Source organism: Pseudomonas sp. GW821-FHT03E01 (genome assembly GCF_059420765.1).
The window spans coordinates 54067-78695 of the sequence record NZ_JBWKUI010000017.1 but is presented as its reverse complement, the minus strand read 5'-3'; the positions used below and the strand labels follow the sequence as shown (position 1 = coordinate 78695).

Genomic DNA, 24629 nt, shown 5'->3' with positions numbered 1-24629 from the left:
TGGGTGTGATGTTCACTCAAGTGCCGCAACCGCTGGTCTATGCCGAAGCCTTGCTGGCGCAGTTCGCCAGCCTGTCGCGGGCGGCGGACAGCGCTGTGCTGCTGGGTGACTTCGTGCGCGGCCTGGCCGAGCTCAGCGGTTGCGAGCTGACGCAGTTGTACCTGCTGGATGCGACCCACACTTGCCTGGGGATGAACGCCGAGTGCCTGAACGGCGTTCTGCAACCCCGGGAAGGGGCCAGCCTGCCGGCGGATTACAACGGTGAACAACTGCTGCAATTCGCCCTGTGCCAGAACCGCGTGGTGTGCCTCAGCGAGCTGAGCGGCAGCCTGCACGAAACCAGCTTCCTGCCGCCCCAGGCCACGCCCTGGCAGTCGCTGCTGTGCGTGCCGCTAGTCAATCAGCAGAAGGCTGTCGAAGGTTTGCTGCTGTGCGCCAGTCGCCGGGTAATCGACCTGCAAGGCTTTGCCGATTCCCTCGGTCAACTGGGCTCGTTCGTGCTCGGCCAACTGCACTTGCTGCAGCGTTTGCGTCAGCCGAACGGTGATACACGCCCGGCGCCGCTCAACGTCCCGAGCGCCAGCGGTTATGGCCTGATCGGCAAGAGCGCGGCGATGCGCCAGACCTATTCGCTGATCAGCAAAGTTCTGCACAGCCCGTACACCGTACTGCTGCGCGGTGAGACCGGCACCGGCAAGGAAGTGGTCGCGCGGGCGATTCACGATTGCGGCCCGCGCCGGTCCCAGGCGTTCATCGTGCAGAACTGCGCGGCGTTCCCCGAGAACCTGCTGGAAAGCGAGCTGTTCGGCTACCGCAAGGGCGCCTTCACCGGTGCTGATCGCGACCGTGCCGGGCTCTTCGATGCGGCCAACGGCGGCACCTTGCTGCTCGATGAAATCGGCGACATGCCGTTATCGCTGCAAGCCAAATTGCTGCGGGTATTGCAGGAGGGCGAGATCCGCCCGCTGGGTTCCAACGACACCCACAAAATCGACGTGCGCATCATCGCCGCGACGCACCGGGATTTGTCGGTGCTGGTCAGCGAAGGCAAGTTCCGCGAGGACTTGTACTACCGCCTCGCGCAATTCCCGATCGAACTGCCGGCGCTGCGTCAGCGCGAAGGCGACATCCTCGACCTGGCGCGGCACTTCGCCGACAAGGCTTGCGTGTTTCTGCAGCGCGATGCGGTGCGTTGGTCCGACGCGGCGCTGGATCACCTGTCCGGTTATGCCTTCCCCGGCAACGTTCGCGAACTCAAGGGTTTGGTCGAGCGCGCAGTGCTGCTGTGCGAGGGCGGCGAGTTGCTGGCCGAGCATTTCTCCCTGCGCATGGAAGCCATGCCGGAAGACAGCAGCCTGAACCTGCGCGAACGCCTGGAGCAGGTCGAGCGAAGTCTGCTGCTCGACTGCCTGCGCAAAAACGACGGCAACCAGACCCTCGCCGCCCGCGAACTCGGGCTGCCACGGCGCACGCTGCTGTACCGCCTCGGGCGGCTGAATATCAATTTGGGTGACTTCGATGGCTGATCTCGATTTCTACAACCCGACCACTCAGGTTGGAATGCCCCCTGTGGCTGGCGAATTCCCTGTGGCGAGGGAGCTTGCTCCCGCTGGGCTGCGCAGCAGCCCCAAAACCCTGCGCCGCGGTGTGGCAGTCAAACCGCACCCTCTGTTTTACGACTGCTTCGCAGCCGAGCGGGAGCAAGCTCCCTCGCCACAAAGGCGATGCGCAAGGCCTCTGGCTGGAGCGCTCGAATCCACCTCATCTGCTTCTGATAGCGCCACCCGAAAGGGTCGGCGCTTTGTGCTTTGTCTACCTCTGGAGACCCTCTGATGCCTGTTCGTCACTGGCAAGCCGTCCTGCTGACCTTCGTCGTTCTATGCGGCCTCGGCGGCTGTAGCGGCAATTACAAATACAACGACAACACCTATCGCCCATTGGGTGATCCGCAGGCGGTCAATCGCGGCAAGTGACCGCAAGGAGCATCATCATGGAACTGGTTTTCGAAATGCTGAACACCAAGCAGTTCGTGCCCACGGATTTGTGCCAGAAGACCTTCAAACAGGCCGGTGGCGTGATCGGCCGGGGCGAGGACTGCGACTGGATCATCCCCGACCGCAAGCGTCACCTGTCTAACCACCACGCGGTGATCAGCTACCGCGAAGGCACGTTTTTCCTGACCGATACCAGCAGCAACGGTATCCAGGACAGCGAAAGCGGCGCGCGCCTGCGCAAGGGCGAGCCGATGCGCATCGAACACGGCAGCGTGTATGTGCTGGGTGACTTCGAGATTCGCGCGCGACTGGTGCGCGACCCGGCGACGTTCGACGTCGAAGTCGGCCGTCCGCAGGCCGCGGGCAGCATCATCCCGGACGATGCGTTCCTCGACCTTGACCCGCTCAATGCCCTCGACCAGCAAGAACGCGTGTACTCGGAGATCGAGGAGCTGATTTCCCCGAGCACGGTGATCGAGGACACCCGTCAGCGCGCCGACTACGCGCGCATCGACATGGAAAGCCTGATGGTGCCGGAGCTGATCGCCGCCCCGGCAGAACCAGCGCCAGCCCCGCTGCCAAAAGCGGTTGAGCGTCAGAGCGAAGGTTTCTGGGAGCACTTCGGTGCGGCGTTGGGCGTGGACCTCAAAGGCCTCGACCACGACGCCCGCGAAGCCCTGGCCCTGAACGCCGCACGTCTGCTCAAGCAGAGCGTCGGCGGTTTGCAGCAGAGCCTGCGCACCCGAAGCGAGCTGAAAAACGAACTGCGCCTGGCCCAGACCACCGTACAAGGCAGCCAAAAGAACCCGTTGAAATTCGCCGTCGATGCCGGCGAAGCGCTGGGCATTTTGTTGCAGGGCAACAAGCCGGGCCAATTGCCGGCCGAGCAAGCGATCTCCCGTGCGTTCCGCGATTTGCAGGCGCATCAGGTGGCCTTGCTGACCGCCAGCCGCGCCGCTGTTCGCGGCACCCTGGAGCACTTCTCGCCGCAACAGCTGACCCTGCGTTTCGAGCGAGACAACAAGCCGTTTCTCGCCACCTCCGGCAGTCGCTGGAGAGCTTATGGGCGTTATCACCAGGCCCTGCGTCAGGACGATGACTGGAGCGAACGTCTGCTGGCCCGCGACTTCGCCCAGGCCTACGAAGAACAGATCCGCCTGATTTCCACCCTTCACACCGACCACCAAGGATGATGCGCATGTCTCGCTGTTCCACCGCTTTTTTCAAGATGCTGACTGCGTTCGCTGCTTTGGTGCTGCTGGCTGGTTGCTCGTCGCTGTCGCCGTATTCCACCGTGACCAAACTCAACCTGAAGCTGACCGCCAGCGATCAATTGAACCCGGACCTCAACGGTCGTCCATCGCCGATCGTCGTGCGCCTGTTCGAGCTCAAGCACCCGGTGGCCTTCGAGAACGCTGATTTCTTCAGCCTCTACGAACGCGCCAAGGAATCCCTGGCCCCGGACCTGGTGGCCAGCGAAGAACTGGAACTGCGCCCAGGCGAAACCGTCGAGCTCAAGCTCAGCGTGGAAGAGGGCAGCCGTTACGTTGGCGTGCTCGCCGCCTACCGCGACCTGCCGGAAACCAAGTGGCGCTACACCGTGCAAATCACTCCGGTGCAAGTCACCGCGGCTGATCTGACCCTCGATCAGGCCGGCATCCGCAACACCCATGAAACGCTCGCCAAGGCGGATGACTGAACATGAATGCCCATAAAGTCATTTGGCAGGAAGGCATGCTGCTGCGTCCGCAGCACTTCCAGCACAACGATCGCTACTACGACCACCAGATGAAGACCCGCACCCAGTTGCTGGGCAGCTACACCTGGGGCTTCCTCAACCTGGAAATCGACTTGCAGTTCCTCAACATGGGCAAACTGGTGATCAGCCAGGCCTCGGGGATTCTGCCCGACGGCAGCCTGTTCGAACTGGGCGGCAACACCGAGCCGTTGGCCCTGGACGTGCCGCCGAACACCGGCAATACGCCGATCTACCTGGCACTGCCGTTGGTGACGGGTAACCACATTGAGGCCCGCCGCCCGGAGCAATCCGACGTGCTGGCGCGCTACACCGCGTATGAAGCGGAAGTGGCCGACTCCAACGCCGGTGATGACTCCGCCAGCCAGGTCAGTTGCGCCCGTCCGGACTTCAAGCTATTGCTCGGCGAGCAGCAGAGCGATCAGGCCTACGTGAAGCTGAAGATCTGCGAAGTGCTCGACACCACGCCTGACGGCGTGATCAGCCTCGACCCGGATTTCGTGCCGACCTACATTCAGGCGCACTCGTCCAGCTACCTGCTGTCATGCCTCAAAGAAGTGATCAGCATGCTCGGCCACCGGGGCGACACCATCGCCGACCGGATCCGCTCCAACGGCAAGGTCGGCGGCGCGGAAGTCGGCGACTTCATGATGCTGCAACTGATCAACCGCACTGAACTGTTGCTGCGCCATTACCTCGGCCTGGAACAGGTTCACCCGGAAGAGTTGTACCGCACGCTGCTGACCATGCTCGGCGATCTGGCGACGTTTTCCAGCGACAGCAAACGCCCGCGTCTGGACAGCCGTTACCAGCACAGCGACCAGGGCGCGAGCTTCCGCAAACTGATGGAAGCGATTCGTCAGGTGCTGTCGATGGTGCTCGAACAGCACGCCATCGAACTGGTTCTGCAAGCGCGTCAGTACGGGATCATCGTGTCGCCGTTGCACGACCACAAACTGCTGGGCTCGGCTTCGTTCGTGCTCGCGGCCAGTGCCAACTGCGACTCCGAAGAACTGCGCCATCGCCTGCCGGCGCACCTCAAGGTCGGCCCGGTGGAGCGCATCCGCCAACTGGTCAACCTGCACCTGCCGGGCATCAAGGTCAAACCGTTGCCGGTGGCCCCACGGCAGATCGCGTTCCACTCCAACAAAACCTATTTCATCCTCGAACTCAGTTCCGAAGACCTGGCGCAACTCGAACGCTCCGGCGGCTTCGCGTTCCACGTGTCCGGCGAATTCGCCGAGCTTGAACTGAAATTCTGGGCCATCAGGAACTGACCGACATGATCAAGGACATGGAACACACCCAGGACGACAAAACCGTCCTGCTCGACCGCCAGGGCCACGGCCCGGCCTCGAGTCCGCTGACTGACTTCGCGGCACCGCCGCGTTTTGAACAGTTGGAAGAACGGATGATCTATGCCGCGCGCCTGCGCCCGGCCGAAGCGTTCAACATCAGCCTCAATTCGCTGGTGGCGGCGGCGTCCGAGCTGCTGTCGGAAGTGGTGCGGCTCAAACACAGCGACACCCGCGAAGACCTGTACGCGCTCAACGAGCGGCTGACCGCCGGGCTGAAACTGTTTGAAGTGCGGGCGCTGCACAATGGCGCCGAAAGCAGCCAGGTGATGGCCGCCCGTTACGTGCTCTGCACCGTGGTCGATGAAGCCGTCGTCACCACGCCGTGGGGCAACGAAAGCGAGTGGTCGCAGATGAGCCTGCTCAGCAGCTTCCACAACGAAACCTTCGGTGGCGAGAAGTTCTTCCAACTGCTGGATCGCCTGTCGAAAAACCCGGTCAAGCACCTGCCGATGCTGGAGCTGATGTACCTGTGTCTGTCCCTCGGCTTCGAAGGCAAGTACCGCGTGCAGGCCCGCGGCATGCTCGAGCTCGAAGGCATCCGCGACGCCCTGTATCGGCAGATTCGCCAACTGCGCGGCGACGTGCCTCGCGAATTGTCGCCGCATTGGGAAGGCTTGAACGATCAGCGTCGCAGCCTGGTGCGCATCGTGCCGGCGTGGATGGTGGTGCTGTTCACCGTGGTGTGCCTGGTGGTGATGTATTCGGGCTTTGCCTGGGTGCTGGGCGAACAACGCGAAACCGTTCTGCAACCTTATCAGCAGCTTGATCCGGCCACGGCTCAGCCGCAGTCGAAGCCGTAAACAGGGACGTGTGATGAAAAAGTTTTTCAAGAAAGTCGGCGCATTCCTGCGCCAGACCTGGGTATGGACCCTGTTGCTGGTGCTGTTCGTTGCGCTGCTGGTGTGGTTCGTCGGGCCGCTGCTGGCGGTCAATGACTACAAGTTCTGGGAAGGTTCGACCTCCCGTTTGCTGACCATCAGTGTGCTGTTCCTGATCTGGGGCCTGACCATGGTCTTCGTCAGTTGGCGCGCCGGTGTGCGCAAAAAGGCTGTGGAAGCCACCGAAGACGGCCAGGACCGCATTCGCCGTGAAGAGCTGATCGACGAAGAAGAGAAAGAGTTGAAGGTGCGTTTCAAGGACGCCCTGAAAACCCTGAAGACGTCGAGCCTGTATCGCGGCCGCAGTGAACGCTGGCGCAGTGATTTGCCGTGGTACTTGCTGATCGGCCCGCAGGGCAGCGGCAAGACCAGCCTGCTGGACTTCTCGGGCCTTGAGTTTCCGATCAACAAGATCGACCGCAAACTCACCCGCGACACCCTCGGCACGCGGCATTGCGACTGGTACTTCGCCGACCACGGCGTGCTGATCGACACCGCCGGGCGTTACCTGACCCAGCCGGATGCCGAAGTCGATGGCAGTGCCTGGAGCACCTTGCTCGACCTGCTGCGCAAGCGTCGCCGCAACCGCCCGTTGAACGGCGTGCTGGTGACCATTCCGGTGGAAACCCTGCTGGGCGGCAGCGAGCAGGACCTCGAAACCCTGGCCCGCCAGGTGCGTGCGCGCCTGCAAGACGTGCATCAGAAACTGCACGTCGATGTGCCGATTTATCTGGTGTTGAGCAAGGCCGATCGCCTGCTCGGTTTCGACGAGTTCTTCGATCAACTGACCCGCGAAGAAAGCGATCAGGTCCTCGGCACCAGCTTCCGCAAAGAGCAGAGCGGCACCGATGTGGCCGTGCTGCGCGCCGAGTTCGAAGAGCTGCTGCGTCGCCTCAACAGCCAGGTGATCATGCGCATGCACCAGGAGCGCGACACCCAGCGCCGTGGCCGCATCCTCGACTTCCCGCATCAACTGGGGCAGATCGGCGAGCGCCTGTGCCTGTTCGTCGACCTGGCGTTCACCGGCAACCGCTACCAGCGTGTCAGCCAGTTGCGCGGTTTCTACCTGACCAGCGCACCGCACCTGACTCAACAGATGGACCAGACCACCGCCAGTATCGGCGCCAACCTGGGCATGAGCGCCGGCATGCTGCCAACCCTGCGCAGCGGCCGTTCGCGGTTCATTCACCATTTGCTCAGCCGGGTGATCTTCCCCGAGGCCGACCTGGCCGGTCTGGACAAGCGCGAGCGCAGCCGCATCCATTGGGGTCAACGTGCCCTGTACGTGGGCGCACTGGCGGCACTGGCGCTGTTCGGCATGCTCTGGGCCGGTGGGTTCTCGGCCAACTATGAGCGTCTGGAAAACCTGCGTTCCCTGGCACAAACCTGGAACCAGCAACGCTCGGCCCTGACTGCGCGCGATGATTCCATGGCGGTGCTCAAGACCCTCGACACCAGCTACGCGGCGACACAAGTGTTCCCGAACAAAGGTGACGTGTCGTACCACGAACGTGGTGGCCTGTACCAGGGCGAAGACGCCAATCCGGTGGTCAAGAGCGCCTACGAGCGTGAGCTCGAAGCGCAACTGCTGCCACGGGTTGCGACGCTGCTGGAAGGGCAGATCCGCGCCAACATGAAGGACCGCGAACGCCTGCTCAACAGCCTGCGCGCATACCTGATGCTGAACATGAAAGATCGCCGCGATGCGGCATGGCTCAAGGATTGGGTCGCTACCGAATGGTCCCAGCGTTACGCCGGCAACACCGCGGTGCAGAACGGTTTGAACACCCACTTCGAGCGTTTGCTCAAGCAGCCGTTTATCTACCCGCTCAACGAACAACTGGTGGCGCAGGCGCGTCAGGTGCTGCGCAGCGAGTCGCTGGCCAACGTGGTTTACCGGATGCTGCGCGAGCAGGCTCGCAGCCTGCCGGAATACCGCCTGAGCCAACACATCGGCCCGCAGGGTTCGTTGTTTGTCGGCACCGATTACGTGATTCCGGGGTTCTACACCCAGCAAGGCTATCAGCAGTATTTCTCGGTCCAGGGCGCTGCGCTGGTCACCGATATCCTGCGTGATAACTGGGTGCTGGGCGAAGGCTCGGGCATCAGCGGCATGGACTTGCGTCGCCTGATGGTCGAGCTGGAGCAGCTGTACTTCCGCGACTACGCCAACTTCTGGAGCGAAGCGGTCGGCCAGGTGGCTCTGCCCGCGATCAGCGATTTCAGTGAGGGTGCCGAGCAACTGGCGGGCCTGACGTCGGCCAATTCCCCGGTGCTGCAACTGCTGGTGGAAGTGCGCGAGAACACTCGTTTCCCGGCGGAAGCCGAACCGGTTGATGAAGCCGCCGATGCCGCCGCGAAACTGGGCGAGCAGAAGGGCAAGCTCGGCAAGCTGGGCAAACTGGCGTCGGCCGCAGCGGACGCGGCGTCTGACATGGCCGCGACCAAAAACCTGCCGGACACCGCGAAGAAATCCCTGCAACGTCGCTTCGAACCGCTGCACCGCTTGCTGGATGACAACAACGGCCCGGCCGCTGATTTGACTCCGGCCCTGCAAGCCCTCAACGACCTGCAAATGCAAATGGCGAGCCTGGCCCGCGCCAGTTCACCGGAGCAGGCCGCGTTCGAAATGGCCAAGACCCGCATGAGCGGCCAGCGTGATGCGCTGAGCAACCTGCGCAATGCGTCGAACCGTCTGCCGCGTCCGGTGAGCGTGTGGTTCAACGTGCTGGCCGAAGACACCTGGCGTCTGGTGCTCAACGATTCCTACCAGTACCTGAACCAGCGTTATCAGAGCGAGCTGTACAGCTTCTACGGCAAGGCGATCAACAAGCGTTACCCGTTCAGTGCCCACAGCACCAGCGACGTCGCGATCAGCGACTTCCGCGAGTTCTTCAAGGCCCAAGGCATCGCCGATCGGTTCTTTGATACCTACATGCGTCCATTCGTCAGTGGCGATCCAGGCAACTACCGCCTGCGCAGCATTGACGGTCACAGCATGCCGATCTCCAAGGTCTACCTCGACCAGATGGCCGCGGCACAAGTGATCCGCCAGAGCTTCTTCGCCATCAACCCGGCCGAGCCGCAAGTGCAGTTCAAACTGGAGCCGTACACCCTCGACCCGGCGGTCAGCCGTTCCGAGTTCAAGTTTGGCGACAAGACCATCGAATACCGCCACGGCCCGATCGTGCCGGTGTCGTTCAAATGGCCGACCGACGCTGAAGACGGTCGCACCAGCCTGGTCCTCGACAAAATGGCTGGCCGCCCGATCGGTATCGAGAAGAACACCGGCCCATGGTCGCTGTTCCGTCTGTTCGACCTGATGCAGACCGAGTACCTGACCGGTCGCGACGTGCTGGTGCTCAAGGCAGACGTGGGTGGCCTGCGCGCCAACTACTTGCTGTCGAGCCAGCGCACGCCGAACCCGTTCGACATGGGCGTGCTGCGTACCTTCCGTATGCCGGTGCAGCTCTGATGCTGGTTGCCAGCCCCTGGCGCAGCGCTGCGCGTACCGATCCGGGCAAGGTTCGGGCGCGCAACGAAGATGCCTTTCTCGACTGTCCACAGCAGGGGCTGTGGGTGGTCGCGGACGGCATGGGCGGTCATCAGGGTGGCGACATCGCCAGCCAGTTGATCGTCGCCAGCCTGGCGGAATTGCCGGTGCAGGATGACTTCGACGAACGACTCAAAGGTATTCGCCAGTGTCTGCACTGGCTCAACCGCCGCTTGGGTCAGGAGTTGACCGTCACCGCCGGCCGTCACGACAGCATCATGGGCAGCACCGTGGTGGCGCTGCTGGTGGAAGGTAATCGCGCGGCCTGCATCTGGGCCGGCGACAGCCGCTGCTACCTGTGGCGCGGCCAGCGTTTGTATCAGCTGTCCAAGGACCATTCGCTGCAACAACAACTGATCGACGAACAGAACATGAGCGTCGAAGACGCTCGCGCGCATCCTGCCGCTCATGCGCTGACCCGTGCGGTCGGCGCTGCCGAGCAACTGACGCTGGATGTGTTGGAACTCGAGGTCTATCCCGGCGATGCGTTTCTGTTGTGCAGCGACGGTTTGTATCAAGGGCTGACTAGCGATGCCCTGGGCACCGCCCTGAGCCTGACCGCGCCGCACGTTGCGCTGGAGCGTCTGTTCGACGGCGCTCTGCGTGGCTCGGCCCGGGATAACCTGACTGCCGTGGTGATCCGCCAATGACTGAACTCATGCCACCGATCGACGACCTGCTGGTGACCGAGGAAGAAGCCAATAACCTGACTTACTTCGCTTTCGCCACGTCGCTAAACGGAAAGCCGCATCAGGCCAAACCTGCGCTGGCGCCGACCCGGGCCAGCATCAGTGAACTGCCCGACGTGCTGGCGGGACGTTACCGCATTGAGCGTCTGCTGGGGGCTGGTGGCATGGGCGCGGTTTACCGTGCACGGGATCTGCTGCGCGAACAGTTCGGCGATCCCGACCCTTACATTGCGCTGAAAATCCTCAGCGAAGAATTTGCCGAATCGCCGGACGCCAGTGCCTTGCTCTACAGCGAGTTCACCCTGACCCGACGATTGCGCCACGACAACGTGCTGCGTTTGCACACCTTTGAAGTGGACACCGACTGCCAGCGGGCCTTCATCACCATGGAACTCATGCGTGGGCTGACCCTGGACAAATTACTCTGCGAGCGGCCCCTGGGCCTGCCGTGGTTCGAGCTGCGCGACATCGCGCTGCCGCTGCTTGATGCGCTGGCCTACACCCACGCTCGCGGCGTGCTGCACGGCGACCTGAAGCCGAGCAACGTGATGCTCAGCGAAGAGGGCGTGCGTCTGTTCGACTACGGCCTCGGCCAGGCCGAAGAGGGCATCTTGCCCGGCCTGCCGCACCTGAGCCGCGACCGCTTCAACGCCTGGACCCCCGGCTACGCCGCCCCCGAACTGCTTGAAGGCCAGCCACTCTCGGCCAGCGCGGACGTGTACGGCGTGGCCTGCGTGCTCTATGAATTGGCGGGCGGCAAACACCCGTTCCGCCGCTTGCCGTCGACCGAGGCCCGCGACGGCCACCTCGACCGTGAGCTGCACGCACCTCGAAATCTACCCAAACACTGCTGGCCAGCCCTGCGAACGGCGCTGGCTTTCGATGCGGCCAAGCGCACCATCACCGCCGCCCAATTGCGTGACGCCCTGGGCGCCACTTCGTCTTTGCTGCAACGCCTGCGACTGCGGGCGTAACGGATGACTACCGAACAGGGAGCAAGCAATGTTCAACTCAGCTAACGAAACGCACTTCAGCCTGACCGTCGAAGACTATGTGGGCGACCTGCAAGTGTTGTCGTTCACCGGCACCGAAGGCATCAGCCAGCCGTATCGCTTTGACCTGGAACTGGTCAGCGAAAACCCCGACCTGGACCTGGAAAAGCTCCTGCACAAGCAAGCTTTTTTGGCCTTCGATCCAAAGGGTTCCGGCATCCACGGCCAGATCTACCGCGTCGCCCAAGGCGATGCCGGCAAGCGCCTGACCCGCTACAAAGTCTCCCTGGTGCCGCACCTGCAATACCTGCATCACCGCACCAACCAGCGCATCTACCAGCAGATGTCGGCGCCGAAAATCATCGCCCTGATCCTCGAAGAACACGGCATCAAGGGCAACGCCTACCGCTTCCAGCTGAGCACCCCGTGCCCGGACCGCGACTACTGCGTGCAATACGACGAAACCGACCTGCACTTCGTCCAGCGCCTGTGCGAAGAAGAAGGCATTCACTACCACTTCCAGCACAGCGAAAAAGCCCATCTGCTGGTGTTCGGCGACGACCAGACCGTGTTCCCCAAACTCGGCCAGCCCACCGCCTACGTACAGGGCAGCGGCATGGTCGCCGACGAGCCAGTGATCAAAGGCTTCAAACTGCGCCTGGAAACCCGCACCGGCCGCGTCACCCGCCGCGACTACGACTTCGAAAAGCCCAACCTGCGACTTGAAGCGGCGTACAAACCCGACGGCGAAAGCACCGAACCGGACCTCGAAGACTACGACTACCCCGGCCGCTTCCTCGACCGTGCCCGCGGCAAATTCCTCAGCCAACGTGCCCTTGAACGCCACCGCGCCGACTATCAACAAGCCGAAGGCCGTGGCGACCAGACCACCCTCGTCAGCGGCCACTTCCTCGAAATCTCCGACCACCCACGCACCGAGTGGAACGACCTCTGGCTACTCACCGAAGTCGTCCACGAAGGCAAACAGCCACAAGTGCTCGAAGAGGCGGTGACCAGCGACACCACCGACAACAAAGACGACTTCCACCAGGGCTACCGCAACCGCTTCCTCGCCACCCCGTGGAACGTGTTCTACCGCCCGGCCCTGGAACACCCAAAACCCCGCGTCCTCGGCAGCCAGACCGCCATGGTCACCGGCCCCAAAGGCGAAGAAATCCACTGCGACCAATACGGCCGCATCAAAGTGCAATTCCACTGGGACCGCGAAGGCCTGGCCGACGACAAAACCAGCTGCTGGATGCGCGTCTCTTCGAGCTGGGCCGGCGACCGCTACGGCGCCATCGCAATCCCGCGCATCGGCATGGAAGTGCTCGTCACCTTCCTCGAAGGCGACCCCGACCAACCGCTGGTGACCGGTTGCCTGTACCACAAGGAAAACCAGGTTCCCTACGACCTGCCGACGAACAAAACCCGCACCGTCTTCAAAACCCTCAGCTCACCAGGGGGTGGTGGGTACAACGAACTGCGGATCGAAGACAAGAAAGGGGCGGAGCAGATCTTTATTCATGCCCAACGGGATTGGGATGAAAACATCGAGCACGACCAGAAGATTCGGGTGGGGAATGAACGCCACGACACCGTGGTGAAGAACACCTACACCGAGCTGAAGGCCGAAGAGCACCGCACCACGATTGCTGATCGCAAGACCGAAGCGCGGATGGATGATCACCTGACGGTGGGGCAGAACCAGCACGTCAAGCTTGGGACTGCGCAGCTGACCAGTGCCGGGAAGGAAATACACCTCAAGGCTGGGGACAAGATTGTTATCGAAGCGGGGATGGAGCTGACGGTAAAAGCGGGCGGAAGCTTCATCAAGCTCGATGCCGGTGGGGTTACCGTGGTTGGGCCGGTGGTGAAGATCAATGCCGGTGGATCTGCAGGCTCGGGGACCGGGATTGGGATTAAGCCACCGGTGCTGCCGGGGGCGGCGGATAAGGATAAGGCGGGGAGTTTGATGGATCAGGCGTTGGGGAATGCTTCGCCTGAGAAGGTTAAACCGAAGGCTTTTTTTGTGTTTTCTGAGTGATCGACATGAATGGTGTTTTGAAGAAGAGTGGTGGCCTCGCTGTAGCGGTTTTCACCGCGTCGCTGCTGAGCCTGTTTCATGGCAGTGCTTATGCGGATGAATGCCCGTCTGAGGATTTTGCCCAGTTCCTTCCGGCGTTCTCTGCGAATGCTGAAACTCAGCAGCGGTTGACTGCGATGACGGTGAAGTCGCTGGTTTTGAAACCGGTGGGAGAGCATGGAGTTTTTGAGCCGCAAACGAGGGGAGTCAACAGTTCCAATTTGGCGTTTCCGCTAATGGCGCCCGTAGCCACAGACAAGACAAAAGGTGTCGAAGTCGAAGCGATCGACGACAGTCACTTCAATGTTGTGGATAAGCGGGCGGGTAACAGCAACATCAAGATCTTCAACTTTTCGCGCCAGGCGTGCTGGGTGCTTGAGGGTGTTGAAGACTGGTCGATCAGTGAGAAAGATCTGGTGGTGGCGAGCAAGCCGAGCATGAGCACCGCCGAGAATTTATGTTTTCAGCGTGCGGAAGCCTACGGAGGGCTGGGGGGGCTAGAGCAATACCGGCTGACAGGTGAGTTATTCGAAGCTTCGCTGGAAAATTATCTATGTGCGGCCGCCTCGGGTGATCCTCAGGCCAGTCTGAATGCTGCGAGTTTGAGTCTTTCGGGGATGGCTTCGCAGTTGGAGACGGAGAAGGTTGAGGCGCTTTTTAAAGCGGCGGCGACCACTCTCGCCGATGGTGCCGCCTCTCTATCCACGTTTTATTGCTACGGGAATAACACCGCGGCTGAAGGCCCTTGCCAGCATCCCGAACAAGCTGAAAAGGAGCTTATCCGCGCGGCATCGATGGGCTCGGCTGACGCTATGAATTATTTGGGTTACTCCTTTGAAACAGGGGAGTTGGTGACCAAGGATTTATCCAAGGCACTGGCGTGCTATCGCCTGGCCGCCGACAAGGGTAACGACACTGCCCTGAACAATTTGAATCGATTGAAAACGCAAGCGGCTGAAGCTAATCAAGCCAGCAGCCATTGCTACTAATTTGCAGGATGCAGAAATGACAGAGCCACTTGATTTAACGAACAAGTACACCGGCGGCGACTACGTATACAAGATGGGCGGGGACGGCGTCAAAACGAACGTAACCGGAAAAAAACTGATTGATTGTTCGCATATGGTTAATTTGTTGCTGACAGGTGCCGGCTACAACATTCCGTATGAAGAGACGCGTGAGATGGAGAATTCCAACTATTACACGACTGTTTTGCCGAAAGATGTGAAACGCGGAGATATTGCTCTTTGGATTAATGAGATTTCCCATAAAGGCGGTAGCCCGCTATTTCACACAGGAATTGTTGAAGATTTCAATCCTGGCACTAACAGCGGACATATATTTGGTGCGCAAACAAGCACTGGTCCTGCAAAGGCTTTGTTTGGTCCTAAGCCTCCAAGCCACTATTGGCCCGTCGTTACAAAGTTTCTAAGGGCTAAAGAAGAGTTTAGGACCGGTGCAGCAGCGCCTGCACCTGCTCAAAAGACGGCCCAACCGTCGACCAGCAAAGCTTCTATTATGAATTTTCAGTATCCCATCAGAAAACATGGCGGGAGTCAGTTTGAAGATGCTGATGAACTATACAAAGCTCTCGAAGCTGAAACATCGGGGCACTACTTGCTTGGAAGTAATCAGTTCTGGCACGGAGGGATTCATATCACTAATGCCAGCGCACCTCAGTGCGTTCGTGATGAGCCTGTACGCTGTATCGGTGATGGTGTGGTTGTGGCTTATAGATTGAATAAAAACTATCTGTCTTCAGAGTACGCAGGGGCGACAAGCTGTGCGAATTTAAAGTATTCGACATCATTTTGCCTAGTGCGCCACGAGTATGAGTCTCCTGCCAATGAGAAGTCGGAAGCAGTAAAAAGCAATAAATTAAGTTTTTTTAGTCTTTATATGCATATTTTGCCCTATGAGCTTTATAGTGCGGAAGAAGAAAAAACTAGTAGGATTGTTAAAGTCGTAAATGGTGGGTGGCCTGCACGTAATCATCATAAAGATCAAGCTGAAAGTAGTACTGTAGGTGATATACATAATGGCGTTGAGTTCGAAATTCTGAAGGAGCAACCTACCCTTGATGGTAAGTATACATTCGCCCAAGGACGGATACTTAAAGGTAAAATTGCCGAGCTAAAAAAAGGGGATGTTGTTTGGTTCGCTACTCAAGAAGATGGCAAGCCAATAAGAAATAGCAAGGGCAAGGAGCGATTAAAAGCAGTTCTTCCTCCTGAGCGACTAACGCCCGGCTATTGGAAAGGGATGGTCGATGCAAGTGTCAGTTCATTACAAGGACTCAAAGTAAGAAGTGCCCCGGTCGGTGAAAATGGCGGGGCGCAGGTTGCACCGGAGCAAGTGCTTTGTACTGGGAGTATGATACGGTTTGATAGTGGGAAGGTTCAGTGGTTGTTCCTTGAAGATGGAAAAAAATACCCAATGGCGGAGTGTTCATTTATTCCCTCAGAAGGAACCGGCCTCAAAGGGGCCGGTGTATTGCCAGAAAAATTCTGGTGCTGCGTGGATGACGTCGGTCCGAAACGACTAATAACAAGGAAAAAAATCACACCGACCGTTTTTGATAGCGTGGTTATTACTAATTCAGCAATCAAGGCAGGCGAGCCAGTAGGATATATGGGACTCTATGAGGTGCCTGCTAATGCAAAAGGTGGAGTTCACAGCAAATATCAGGTTCATGTCGAGGTTTTTAGTGCGGATACAGAACTAGAAAGTTACTTGAAAAATCCAGCGGCGTTGGTTGATGGGAAGAAATACCTGGTTTTGAACGAAGGGCAGATGCTGGCCGCCAAAACTGGGACTGATGAAGCTCCTGTATTCACCGAGCAGGAGCCTGCTATGAAGGCAAAAACTTATGCTTCGATGGATCGAGTTAGTATTGTAAAGGATGCTGCAGGAAAGGAATGGGTAAAAGTTACTGTCCGAAATGACGGTAAACCTCAAACTGGGTTTGTTAATAAAGAAAAGGGAGAGCTGATTTGTCAGCATGATTGGGAAAAGCTGGGTTTCAGAGTAGTAAAAGAATCCAATCCTAACGCCGATGGGTTCTTGGATCCAGGGGATATGCCGGTATTCTTTCAGGAGCTGTATGCAGAAATCGATGCCAAGGGTACTAAAGACAATGACGTAACTCCGGCTGAGCTTCAAGCGGCTCTGCGTGATCCGGAAATACGTAGTAGTTGGTCAAAGTTGATTGCTAATCATCCTACCGAGTGGCAGGCAAAGTCTTCTGAGGCAAAGTGGGAAAAGTTAAAAACTCTACTGGAGGACTCACCGGAGCTACTCAGACATGAGCAGGAGCGAATAGATAAGCTTGTATTCTGGGATGAAATGGCTGGTTCGATGCAGGTTGCATTCACCAATAAAGTTTATCATTTCCATCCTATAGAATTTATTAGTAATCTTAAGCCGAAGGGTGGTGCAGCCCATACCGGGTTATTTACTGTGGCAGACGGTAAAGCAGCGATTAAAGTGATTTACGAAAAATATGGAAAAGAAATGGCGATCATTATCGAGCGGATGTATCGCGACGAGACGGCCCATTTTGAGTCGGGTCAATATGCAAATTGTGGAACCGGTGGGATGGAGGCTTTTGGCGGCCCTCCTTACTATGGTTGGGATGGTGCAATCTTCGAAGCAAATCCAGAATATGCACCGGTTGGTACTTGGTCGGCATTCGAGAACAAGGGGATGAGCGGCCAAGGCGGCAACCAACAGGTTACAGATAAGAAAAAAGTTTTCATAGTATTGCCTTCGGTGTTGGCTGGCATGGAGTATAAGGCTGCATACATCAACAAGTATGACGGTAACTGGGCACGCTGGCACTCTAAAGAAATAGGTGCGCAAAATGCGTATAAAACTCATATTCAAGCAATTCGCGCTAGGTTTGTAGAGGCGCTGGAGAAAGGAGAGTAAATGAAGATTTTAAATCTTGTTCCTAGTATTGCCTTCAAAGCATGCATTGGGGCAGCGCTTTTTTTAATTACAGGATTGGCTTTCGCAGATGGTCAAGACGGTGTTGATGCTCGTTCTGAGGGTGAAGGCTGCTATGGCTACCTGACCGAGATGGTTAGGAGTAGTGACTTTCCATTTCGTTATACAAAGAAAGAAAAAATTAATCTGTTGATTGATGATGATAATGGTGAGCGCATACTGGCTCAGTTGTTCTATAAAACTTCTGGTGAAGGTATTGTTGGGTGGGTTAAGTATTATGTTCAAGATGAGGCGCTATTTAATGCATCGGCAGATTTGGATGAGCCTGTTGAGTTGAAGTATGATAAAAAATACGCGGAGTTGTATAAGGGTTGTATTGCTAAGCTTAATAAGTAATTTTGTTTGTGGGGATGGGGGTTGTCTGTGAGGTTAAATGCCGGCTCCAATAAATAGAGCCGGCTCGTTTCTTACTCGTCCTCCTTTTTTACTAGAGAATTGAGTAGTGAAAAAACAGGCGGATGGCGCCGATATATAGTCGTATGTTTGATGTGAAAACAAAAGCGAAAAGGGGACTGACTTAGTTATGAGGTAGGTTTAGTTGTTGTTAAATAAATCGACCCCTTTTTTTATTTGAAAGTATCGGTTTAGTGACAATGAAATCGTTTATCTTGTTTGTTTGCTTAGTTTTTCCGATCTTTTCTTTTTCAGGTGAAAAAAGTTGTGGTGCAGTTACGTCAACTTTGGAGTTTAATTTATGTGTTAAGCAGGTACATGATTCTGCTGACTCTAGATTGAATGTTAGTTACAAGCAACTTATCGCGAGAGTGAAGTCTCAATATCAAATAGCTCCTGACCAAGGAGCGAAATTTTTGGTTAAGTTAAAAGCTTCACAATTGGCTTGGCTGAAGTTGCGAGATACTAATTGCGCTATAGAAGCTTTTGAGTATGATGAGAAAATGCCGGCTTATGAGGTGACGGTAAATGTTTGCGTCACCAAAATGAGTCTCGAGCGTTCAGAGTATTTAGATAATACTTTTCCAGATAACTATAACGCCCCTAAGGAAAAATGATTAGGTGAGCGTGGTGTGTTTTACAGCTGGTTTATATGCTGCGCTTAGCGAAAGGTAGCGAAAGGTAGCGAAAGAGGACTGATTTAGTTATGAGGTAGGTTTAGTTGGCGATTAATAAATCGGTCCCCTTTTTGCTGTCCACTTAAAGGCCGAGTATTTGGTTACCATTGTTTGTTTAAATAGGTTGTTACGATGCGTAAATTTTGTTTTTTATTATTGGTATTTATGCTCTGTAGGGTCTCCGTGGCTCAGGACGATAGCCTCTATCTGCGGGGGGTGGTAGTAGATGGACCCTATAAAACAACTGCTGTCGAAAATGCGGAATTATCGGTTTTGGAAACGGGAGATGCAGAGTATCCCGTGTCTTTAGTCCTCGACGTGAAAAACAGCGATGGAGTATCGGCTAGACAGTTAGTTGATAAATATGATGTTGCTGGTTCGCCACCTAAGGTCGAATCGATATTTTTTTATCCGGTCCAGGATGTAAAGAATGTCTTTGTTTTGGTTTCTTGGGAAATTAACAGTAGAGGTATTGGTACCTACGGTACTCTGTATCAGGTCTATGCTTATGCACGAAGTAGCAATGGTAGGTTGATCTCCAATCGATTGATTCAGGCTAATAGGTACTTGAGCGGGATCGATGGCTTTAGTGAGGGTGTGCCACAAACGTTTGCTTATAAAGATGCGGCCTCAATAAAGGCATACGTAAAGAAGCACCTTAATACGCCATAACCCCTTACGAAGGGATCTGTTAAAAAATACAAGGATGATTGGGATGAATCAGTTTATAAGACTCCTTATTGGTGCAACGTTTAGTGGTCTGCTAGGTTTGCCCACTGCATTTGCGCAGGATGATTGCAGCGAGAGCACCATAAGCGAGCAAATTGACAGGTGTTCTGATGTCGCGAAGAACGCTGCCGATTCTCAGTTGAATACGAGTTACCACCAACTGATGGCTCGACTCGAAGCGCAGTATCGAGCCGAACCCGACACTGGGGCGGCGTATACGGCGAAGGTCAAAGAAGCACAGCGTGTGTGGATAAAATTGCGCGATGCGAATTGTCCGCTCGAAGCGTTTGAGATTAAGCCTGGCACGTCCGCCTATGTAGCGACGGTGAACAATTGCATCGCAAGAATGAGCCGCGAGCGTACAGCCTTTCTGGACAATATTGCGCCCGACATCGTGAATGGTTCAGCTGTTGGGCGAGGGGCAGACGTCTCGTGTCCATCCCAGAACTTTGCTCAGTTTCTGCCGGCGTTTTCTGCCAATGCCGAGTCCCAGAAGCGCCTAACCGCACTGGCGGTAAAAATATTGGTATTGAAGCGCACCTCGGACCCTGGTCAATTTGAACCGCAAATTACTGCGGAGACTGGCTCCAGTTTGGCGTTTCCGTTGATGGCCGCGATGGAAGGCAAAACTGAAGGGGTTGAGATCGAAACAGTCGATGACACTCACATGAACGTTGTGGATAAACGGGCCGGTAACAGCAACATCAAGATTTTTAACTTTGCTAAAAAGTCGTGCTGGTCGCTGGTGGGGATTGAGGATTGGTCGATCAGCGAGAAGGAGCTTGTCGCACCCGGTAGACCCGGAATGAGCCGCGCGGAGAACCTTTGTTATCAACGTGCTGAGGGCTTGGGTGGGTTAGGGTTTCTTGAGCGATACCAGTCTGACTGGGGAGTTGATTGAAGCGTCCCTGGAAAACTATGTCTGTGCTGCGGAGTCGGGCGATCCACAGGCGAGTCTGTCGGCGGCAAGATTGAGTCTTTCGCAGATGGCGCCTCAATTGGAAACCAGCAAGCTTGAGGCATTGTTCAAAGCGGCATCGACGACACCGAACGGCGCGCTGGGTTATGCCACTTATTTTTGTAACGGTAATTCCACCGACTATAGCGGCCCTTGCCTGCACCCCGAGCAGGCAGAAAGGGAGGTTATTCGCGCAGTTTCCATGGGCTCCACAGATGCGATGAATTACCTGGGGTCTTCTTTTGAGAATGGCCAGTTGGGAACAAAGGATATGTCCCGGGCGTTGGCCTGTTATCAGTTGTCAGCTGATAAAGGTAGCCCGGGGGGGAGCGACGGCGTGAAGCGTTTGGTTTCGCAAGGCTCAGACATAAAGGCCAGTCACTGTCTGTAAATTTCACCGTGCAGGTATAAACGCTGAAGAAGGGGACTTTAAGTCCCCTTCGTAACGTCCCTTTTTTATCCGAGTTTCACTACGCCTTCGCCCGATGCTCCGCCGGATTCGGCGAATCAATATGATCCAGCGCTCGCTCCACCAACAACTGCACCCCATCGGCCATTCTGCTGAGTGCCAGGGCGACTGAGCGGCGGGTGCCTTCGATGTCATCAGCCAGGTCGGCGGCGATGGCGCTGATGGACTTCAGGTCTTCTGAGGCGTTGGCCAGGAGGGCTTCGGTGTCGATGTCGGGGGAGACGGTGAAGAGTTTGCCTTTGCGCTTGGGTTTTTCTTTGGGGGGTGGGGCGAAATGGTGGTCGAGGGCGCGTTCGGCGGCTTCGTGGAGCTTTCTGGAATCTAAGGATTCGTAGGGGGATGTGGCTTCGTTTTCAGGAGGATTTGGTGTTGGCTTGAACATAGATGTAATCCCGTAATTAAGGAGCCGACACCGTTTCGCGTGCACTTCGAAAGAGGTGGCAGCTGTGCATAGGTGTGCAAGACCGGCGGGATTACCCGGCAGACCCGAAGGTCTCCCATACACAGCCGCCATAACGGTTCGCGAGCATAGAAAAATGCTCGATGAATTGCCATAACCATTGTGTATCCCGCCGGACTTGCACGTCCGTGTCACCGATTTTGCGGTGACGAACAGAGGTTATCGATGAGCGCGAGCGCTGGATAGTTCATGAACAGCCCGGCGTGTTGAAGGAAATGTCCGATGGTGTCGACGTCTACGTAGGCGGATGATTGAGCGTTTTTAAACACGACACCTGAGCCGTTTAAACCGTAGGTTTTTTGAGTGATCAACATGGATTGTATTTTTAAAAAAGGATACGGCTTCACGGCGGCGCTGATGGGCGCCGTTGTTCTGAGCCTGTTCCTTGGCGGCACGGATGCGTTCGCTGAAGATCAACCTTGCCCGTTCGACGTGCCTCAAACAGAACTGAAGGTTGCAAGCTGCGTTCAGGAAGGGGGCGTGAACGTACTCAAGCTTGTACCCCGTAACCAGCCGGACTACGCCAACAACTTCGATAGTCTCCCCACTGTCATTGTCACTGGGAAAAATCTGCAGGACATTTTGGCGGTTGTCGGAATCGACAATACACGGCGCTACAACAAGCTGATCGAACTGCCTGATGCTGAATCAATCATGGAGTTTTCGGACGCTACGGCGACAGCCAAAGCGTCGATGCAGCAGCAAGGCTGGAAGCTGCTGGACATGAAAAACGTCATTTATCCTAGGCCGGGCGGTGTTGAAGGGTTCGGATTAATCTGCAACACACTTCAAGCAGAAACAGCACAGGGCTTTGTCGTTGTTTCTCAGTGCAATACTTTTTATGAAAGCGAGAGATCAAGCCTGAAAAAGATCCTTTCCAGGATCACCTGCGAACCCCCAAAAAGTGAAGCATTCCCAGCGCTCAACACAGACTCGGGCTCTATCGTTTTCAACCACGCCAAACTGCCCGAAGACGAATCCCAAGACGCCGATGACGTCGCCATCAACGTCGATTATGTAAATTGTGCCGATGGTACAAAAAAGAACATAGGCGGCCTGCCATTTTTGGCGGCCACTGGACGAGTGCAAGCGGCTTTCTTTGCGCAGGCTGAACCCGAAGCCGAGCCGATGCTATTCGTCATTCATGCGGTCGGAATCAGAGCTGATACGGGCGTTAATTATTTGGGCGAGTATTACACCACTCATGCGTATTCCCGTACGGCGGCGGGTTATGTGAGAGATGAGCGGTTGTCGAATTATTTTGGTAATGGCGGCGATATTGCGCGCGATTCCGAGTCGTCGGAGTTGATCTACACGTTCCCTTATAAAACCGCTGAGGGGATCGTCGCCAAACTCAATTCTGCCGCCTATAAACGCTGGGCAGCGGGGGACAGGGTGACGCTCACGATTAACAAAAAGACCTCGATTCACAGTTCGCCCGTTTTGGCGGACATGACGAAAATGTATTTGATCAAGGGCGACTCGGTGTTGCAGGAAGGGGTTGAGGCCGGGTGGCTGCAAATCATGTTTAAAACCCCCAAAGGAAAGGAAATTCGGGGCTGGGTTCAATGCAACGATGCCGATGGTTGTTAGTCGATTTTCTATTAGAAATTTTAGAGGCGAGACCGGTCCCGTGATTAATCACTAAATCTCCCGATTTCCTTTAGACTTGCGCCCCTCAAGGAAGACCTCAGGACACGGAATGCCAGTCCCCTCAAATACCCTTCGCCAAGCCCTGGTCGTTTGGCTATACGCCGCCGCACTGGTGCATCTGCTCGTCAGCATCCTGCTGACTTGGGCCGGCCATTCCGGTTCGCTCGACGGCTATCTGCAAACTATCGAAAAAGCCTTCTGGTTGGCCGACACCGTACCCACCGCCGCCCGCGCGCAACAAGTCTGGTGGCTCGCCCTATTCGGCGCCACGCTGCAAAGCTATTCCCTCTACATGCTCGCCCTCGTGCACTTCGGCCATCGTCTTAAAACCCCTATGGCATGGGGCTGGTTGATTGCCGGCATCGTGCTCTGGGCGCCGCAGGACATGTTGATTTCCCTCCAGGCGCAGGTCTGGTCGCATCTGTGGTTCGACAGCTTCGCGCTGCTCACTTTACTGCCTCCGCTGATCTGGCTGTATCGCCACGACCGCCGCACCTCCACCTCAACACACACCGAGTGATGCCAACCATGCCTGACTTTTCTCTCCTGGATTGGGCGATTGCTCTGTTGATTGCCCAGGCCTGCCTGGGTGCGCTCGATACCCTGTACCACCACGAACTGACGGTGGCGTTGCCGTATCGCCACAGTGCCCGGCTGGAGTTGTCGATCCACGCGATGCGCTCGTGTTTCTACGGGATTCTGTTTCTGGGCATGGCGCATCTGGCATTCCACGGCACGTGGGCGATTGTGATTGCGCTGCTGTTCGCGCTGGAGATCGGCCTGACGCTCTGGGACTTCGTGGTCGAGGACCGCAGCCGCAAGTTGCCGGCCATCGAGCGCATCATGCATACCGTGCTGGCGGTGAACGGCGGGGCTTTCTTTGCTCTGTACGGGGGGCAATTGGCGCAGTGGGCGAGTTTGTCTACCGGCCTGAGCGCTATCGATTTCGGCTGGCGTGGCTGGTTGCTGACGCTGTTCGCTATCGGCGTTACGGCTTCGGGTATTCGTGACGGATTGGCGGCGTTGCGCATGCAGCGCGAAGGTAAGCCGTCTAACCCGTTCGCTGGCGGAGCTTACAAACGGGTACTGGTGACCGGTGGCACCGGGTTTATCGGTGAAGCCTTGGTCAATCAATTGCTCGACGCCGGCCACACCGTCAGCGTGCTGGCTCGCGATCCTTTGAAAGCCGCGTACCTGTTCGACGGCCGCGCCCGTTGCCTGCGTTCGCTGAGCAAACTCGGTTACAACGAAACCTTCGACGTGGTGATCAACCTGGCGGGGGCACCGGTTGCTGGTCCGCGTTGGAGCGCCAAGCGTCAGGCACAACTGATCGCCAGTCGCGTCAATACCACCGAAGCGCTGATGACTTGGCTGAAAAATGCCACGCATAAACCGGCGTTGTGGGTTCAGGCCTCGGCCATTGGCTTCTACGGCGTGCGCGATGCCAGCGAACGTCTCGATGAAACATCGACCAGGGGCGATGGCTTCATGGCCGAACTCTGCGCGCAATGGGAAACGGCCGCGCAACCGGCCACTGAGTTCGGTGTGCGTCAGGTGGTGATGCGCCTCGGCGTGGTGTTCGGGCCGGGCGGTGCGTTGTTGCCGTTGCTGATTCCGTTTCGCCTGGGCTTTGGCGGACGCATGGGCGATGGTCAGCAGATCATGAGCTGGGTGCATCGCGACGATGTGATTCAAGTGATCGCACGCGCGTTCGATGATGAGAGCTTGAGCGGCACTTACAACTTGGTGGCGCCGGATACGGTCAGTCAGGCAGCGTTTGCCGAGCAGGTCGGCAAGGTCTTGAAGCGTCCGGTGTGGTTTCACATTCCGGCGGCACCGGTGCGCGCACTGGCGGGGGAAATGGCTCAACTGTTTTTCGACGGCCAGCGTGTGGTGCCCGAGCGTTTGAGCGAGGCGGGCTACACGTTCCGCTATCCAGCCCTCGACGCCGCCCTGCGCGATCTGGCCTGAGGATT

19 protein-coding genes and 1 pseudogene are annotated in these 24629 nt (G+C 56.9%); 19 read left to right on the top strand and 1 reads right to left on the bottom strand.

Annotated elements, in window-relative coordinates:
• The first annotated feature begins 8 nt into the window (after positions 1–8).
• The 16 genes and pseudogenes from AC07VO_RS25925 (at position 9) to AC07VO_RS25850 (ending at position 20462) form a co-directional block, all read left to right on the top strand.
• A complete protein-coding gene (locus AC07VO_RS25925) occupies positions 9–1526 on the top strand; it encodes a sigma-54 interaction domain-containing protein (RefSeq protein ID WP_086945195.1) in 1518 nt (505 codons plus the stop codon).
• A 306-nt stretch (positions 1527–1832) separates the two neighbouring features.
• Positions 1833–1973: a hypothetical protein gene (locus AC07VO_RS25920; RefSeq protein WP_018927443.1), complete on the top strand. Its 141-nt coding sequence runs from the start codon at positions 1833–1835 to the stop codon at positions 1971–1973.
• 17 nt (positions 1974–1990) lie between these two features.
• Positions 1991–3187 (top strand): type VI secretion system-associated FHA domain protein TagH, encoded by a 1197-nt coding sequence (tagH, locus tag AC07VO_RS25915; RefSeq protein ID WP_086945194.1) that lies wholly within the window; start codon positions 1991–1993, stop codon positions 3185–3187.
• 5 nt (positions 3188–3192) lie between these two features.
• On the top strand, positions 3193–3693 hold the full coding sequence (tssJ, locus tag AC07VO_RS25910) for a type VI secretion system lipoprotein TssJ (RefSeq protein WP_018927445.1): 501 nt from the start codon (positions 3193–3195) through the stop codon (positions 3691–3693).
• Positions 3694–3695: 2 nt separating this feature from the next.
• The gene (gene tssK, locus AC07VO_RS25905; RefSeq protein WP_018927446.1) at positions 3696–5027 is read left to right on the top strand and encodes a type VI secretion system baseplate subunit TssK; all 1332 of its coding nucleotides are present in this window, start codon (positions 3696–3698) and stop codon (positions 5025–5027) included.
• Between the two features lie 5 nt (positions 5028–5032).
• Complete coding sequence (gene icmH / locus AC07VO_RS25900; protein ID WP_018927447.1) at positions 5033–5908, top strand: type IVB secretion system protein IcmH/DotU; 876 nt, start codon at positions 5033–5035, stop codon at positions 5906–5908.
• A 13-nt stretch (positions 5909–5921) separates the two neighbouring features.
• Positions 5922–9461, top strand: coding sequence for a type VI secretion system membrane subunit TssM (gene tssM, locus AC07VO_RS25895; protein WP_173861177.1), 3540 nt, complete (start codon positions 5922–5924; stop codon positions 9459–9461).
• The gene (locus tag AC07VO_RS25890) at positions 9461–10189 is read left to right on the top strand and encodes a PP2C family protein-serine/threonine phosphatase (RefSeq protein ID WP_086945192.1); all 729 of its coding nucleotides are present in this window, start codon (positions 9461–9463) and stop codon (positions 10187–10189) included. Before tssM ends, AC07VO_RS25890 begins: the two co-directional genes overlap by 1 nt.
• Positions 10186–11202, top strand: coding sequence for a serine/threonine-protein kinase (locus AC07VO_RS25885; protein ID WP_173861178.1), 1017 nt, complete (start codon positions 10186–10188; stop codon positions 11200–11202). The genes AC07VO_RS25890 and AC07VO_RS25885 overlap by 4 nt, the downstream gene beginning before the upstream one ends.
• A 28-nt stretch (positions 11203–11230) precedes the next feature.
• Positions 11231–13267 (top strand): type VI secretion system Vgr family protein, encoded by a 2037-nt coding sequence (locus tag AC07VO_RS25880; protein WP_086945190.1) that lies wholly within the window; start codon positions 11231–11233, stop codon positions 13265–13267.
• Between the two features lie 5 nt (positions 13268–13272).
• Positions 13273–14295, top strand: a complete 1023-nt coding sequence (locus AC07VO_RS25875) for a tetratricopeptide repeat protein (RefSeq protein WP_086945189.1) — start codon at positions 13273–13275, stop codon at positions 14293–14295.
• Positions 14296–14311: 16 nt separating this feature from the next.
• Positions 14312–17236 carry a hypothetical protein gene (locus AC07VO_RS25870; RefSeq protein ID WP_086945188.1) on the top strand — a complete coding sequence of 975 codons (2925 nt, stop codon included), beginning with the start codon at positions 14312–14314 and terminating at the stop codon, positions 17234–17236.
• Positions 17237–17650 carry a hypothetical protein gene (locus AC07VO_RS25865; protein ID WP_086945187.1) on the top strand — a complete coding sequence of 138 codons (414 nt, stop codon included), beginning with the start codon at positions 17237–17239 and terminating at the stop codon, positions 17648–17650.
• Positions 17651–17907: 257 nt separating this feature from the next.
• Positions 17908–18324, top strand: coding sequence for a lysozyme inhibitor LprI family protein (locus AC07VO_RS25860; RefSeq protein ID WP_086945186.1), 417 nt, complete (start codon positions 17908–17910; stop codon positions 18322–18324).
• 243 nt (positions 18325–18567) lie between these two features.
• The gene (locus AC07VO_RS25855) at positions 18568–19056 is read left to right on the top strand and encodes a hypothetical protein (RefSeq protein ID WP_245852776.1); all 489 of its coding nucleotides are present in this window, start codon (positions 18568–18570) and stop codon (positions 19054–19056) included.
• 43 nt (positions 19057–19099) lie between these two features.
• Positions 19100–20462, top strand: a pseudogene (locus tag AC07VO_RS25850) (lysozyme inhibitor LprI family protein).
• A gap of 79 nt (positions 20463–20541) precedes the next feature.
• Here AC07VO_RS25850 and AC07VO_RS25845 read toward each other — a convergent pair.
• Entirely contained in the window at positions 20542–20922 is a 381-nt protein-coding gene (locus tag AC07VO_RS25845; protein ID WP_086945183.1) for a DUF6124 family protein, read from the bottom strand.
• A gap of 390 nt (positions 20923–21312) precedes the next feature.
• Here AC07VO_RS25845 and AC07VO_RS25840 point away from each other — a divergent pair, with 390 nt between their 5' ends.
• The 3 genes from AC07VO_RS25840 to AC07VO_RS25830 all read left to right on the top strand — a co-directional run bounded on the left by AC07VO_RS25840 (position 21313) and on the right by AC07VO_RS25830 (position 24624).
• A complete protein-coding gene (locus AC07VO_RS25840; protein ID WP_086945182.1) occupies positions 21313–22593 on the top strand; it encodes a hypothetical protein in 1281 nt (426 codons plus the stop codon).
• 109 nt (positions 22594–22702) lie between these two features.
• The gene (locus AC07VO_RS25835; protein WP_086945181.1) at positions 22703–23173 is read left to right on the top strand and encodes a cell division protein; all 471 of its coding nucleotides are present in this window, start codon (positions 22703–22705) and stop codon (positions 23171–23173) included.
• Positions 23174–23181: 8 nt separating this feature from the next.
• Positions 23182–24624, top strand: a complete 1443-nt coding sequence (locus tag AC07VO_RS25830) for a TIGR01777 family oxidoreductase (protein WP_086945180.1) — start codon at positions 23182–23184, stop codon at positions 24622–24624.
• The last annotated feature ends 5 nt before the right edge of the window (positions 24625–24629 follow it).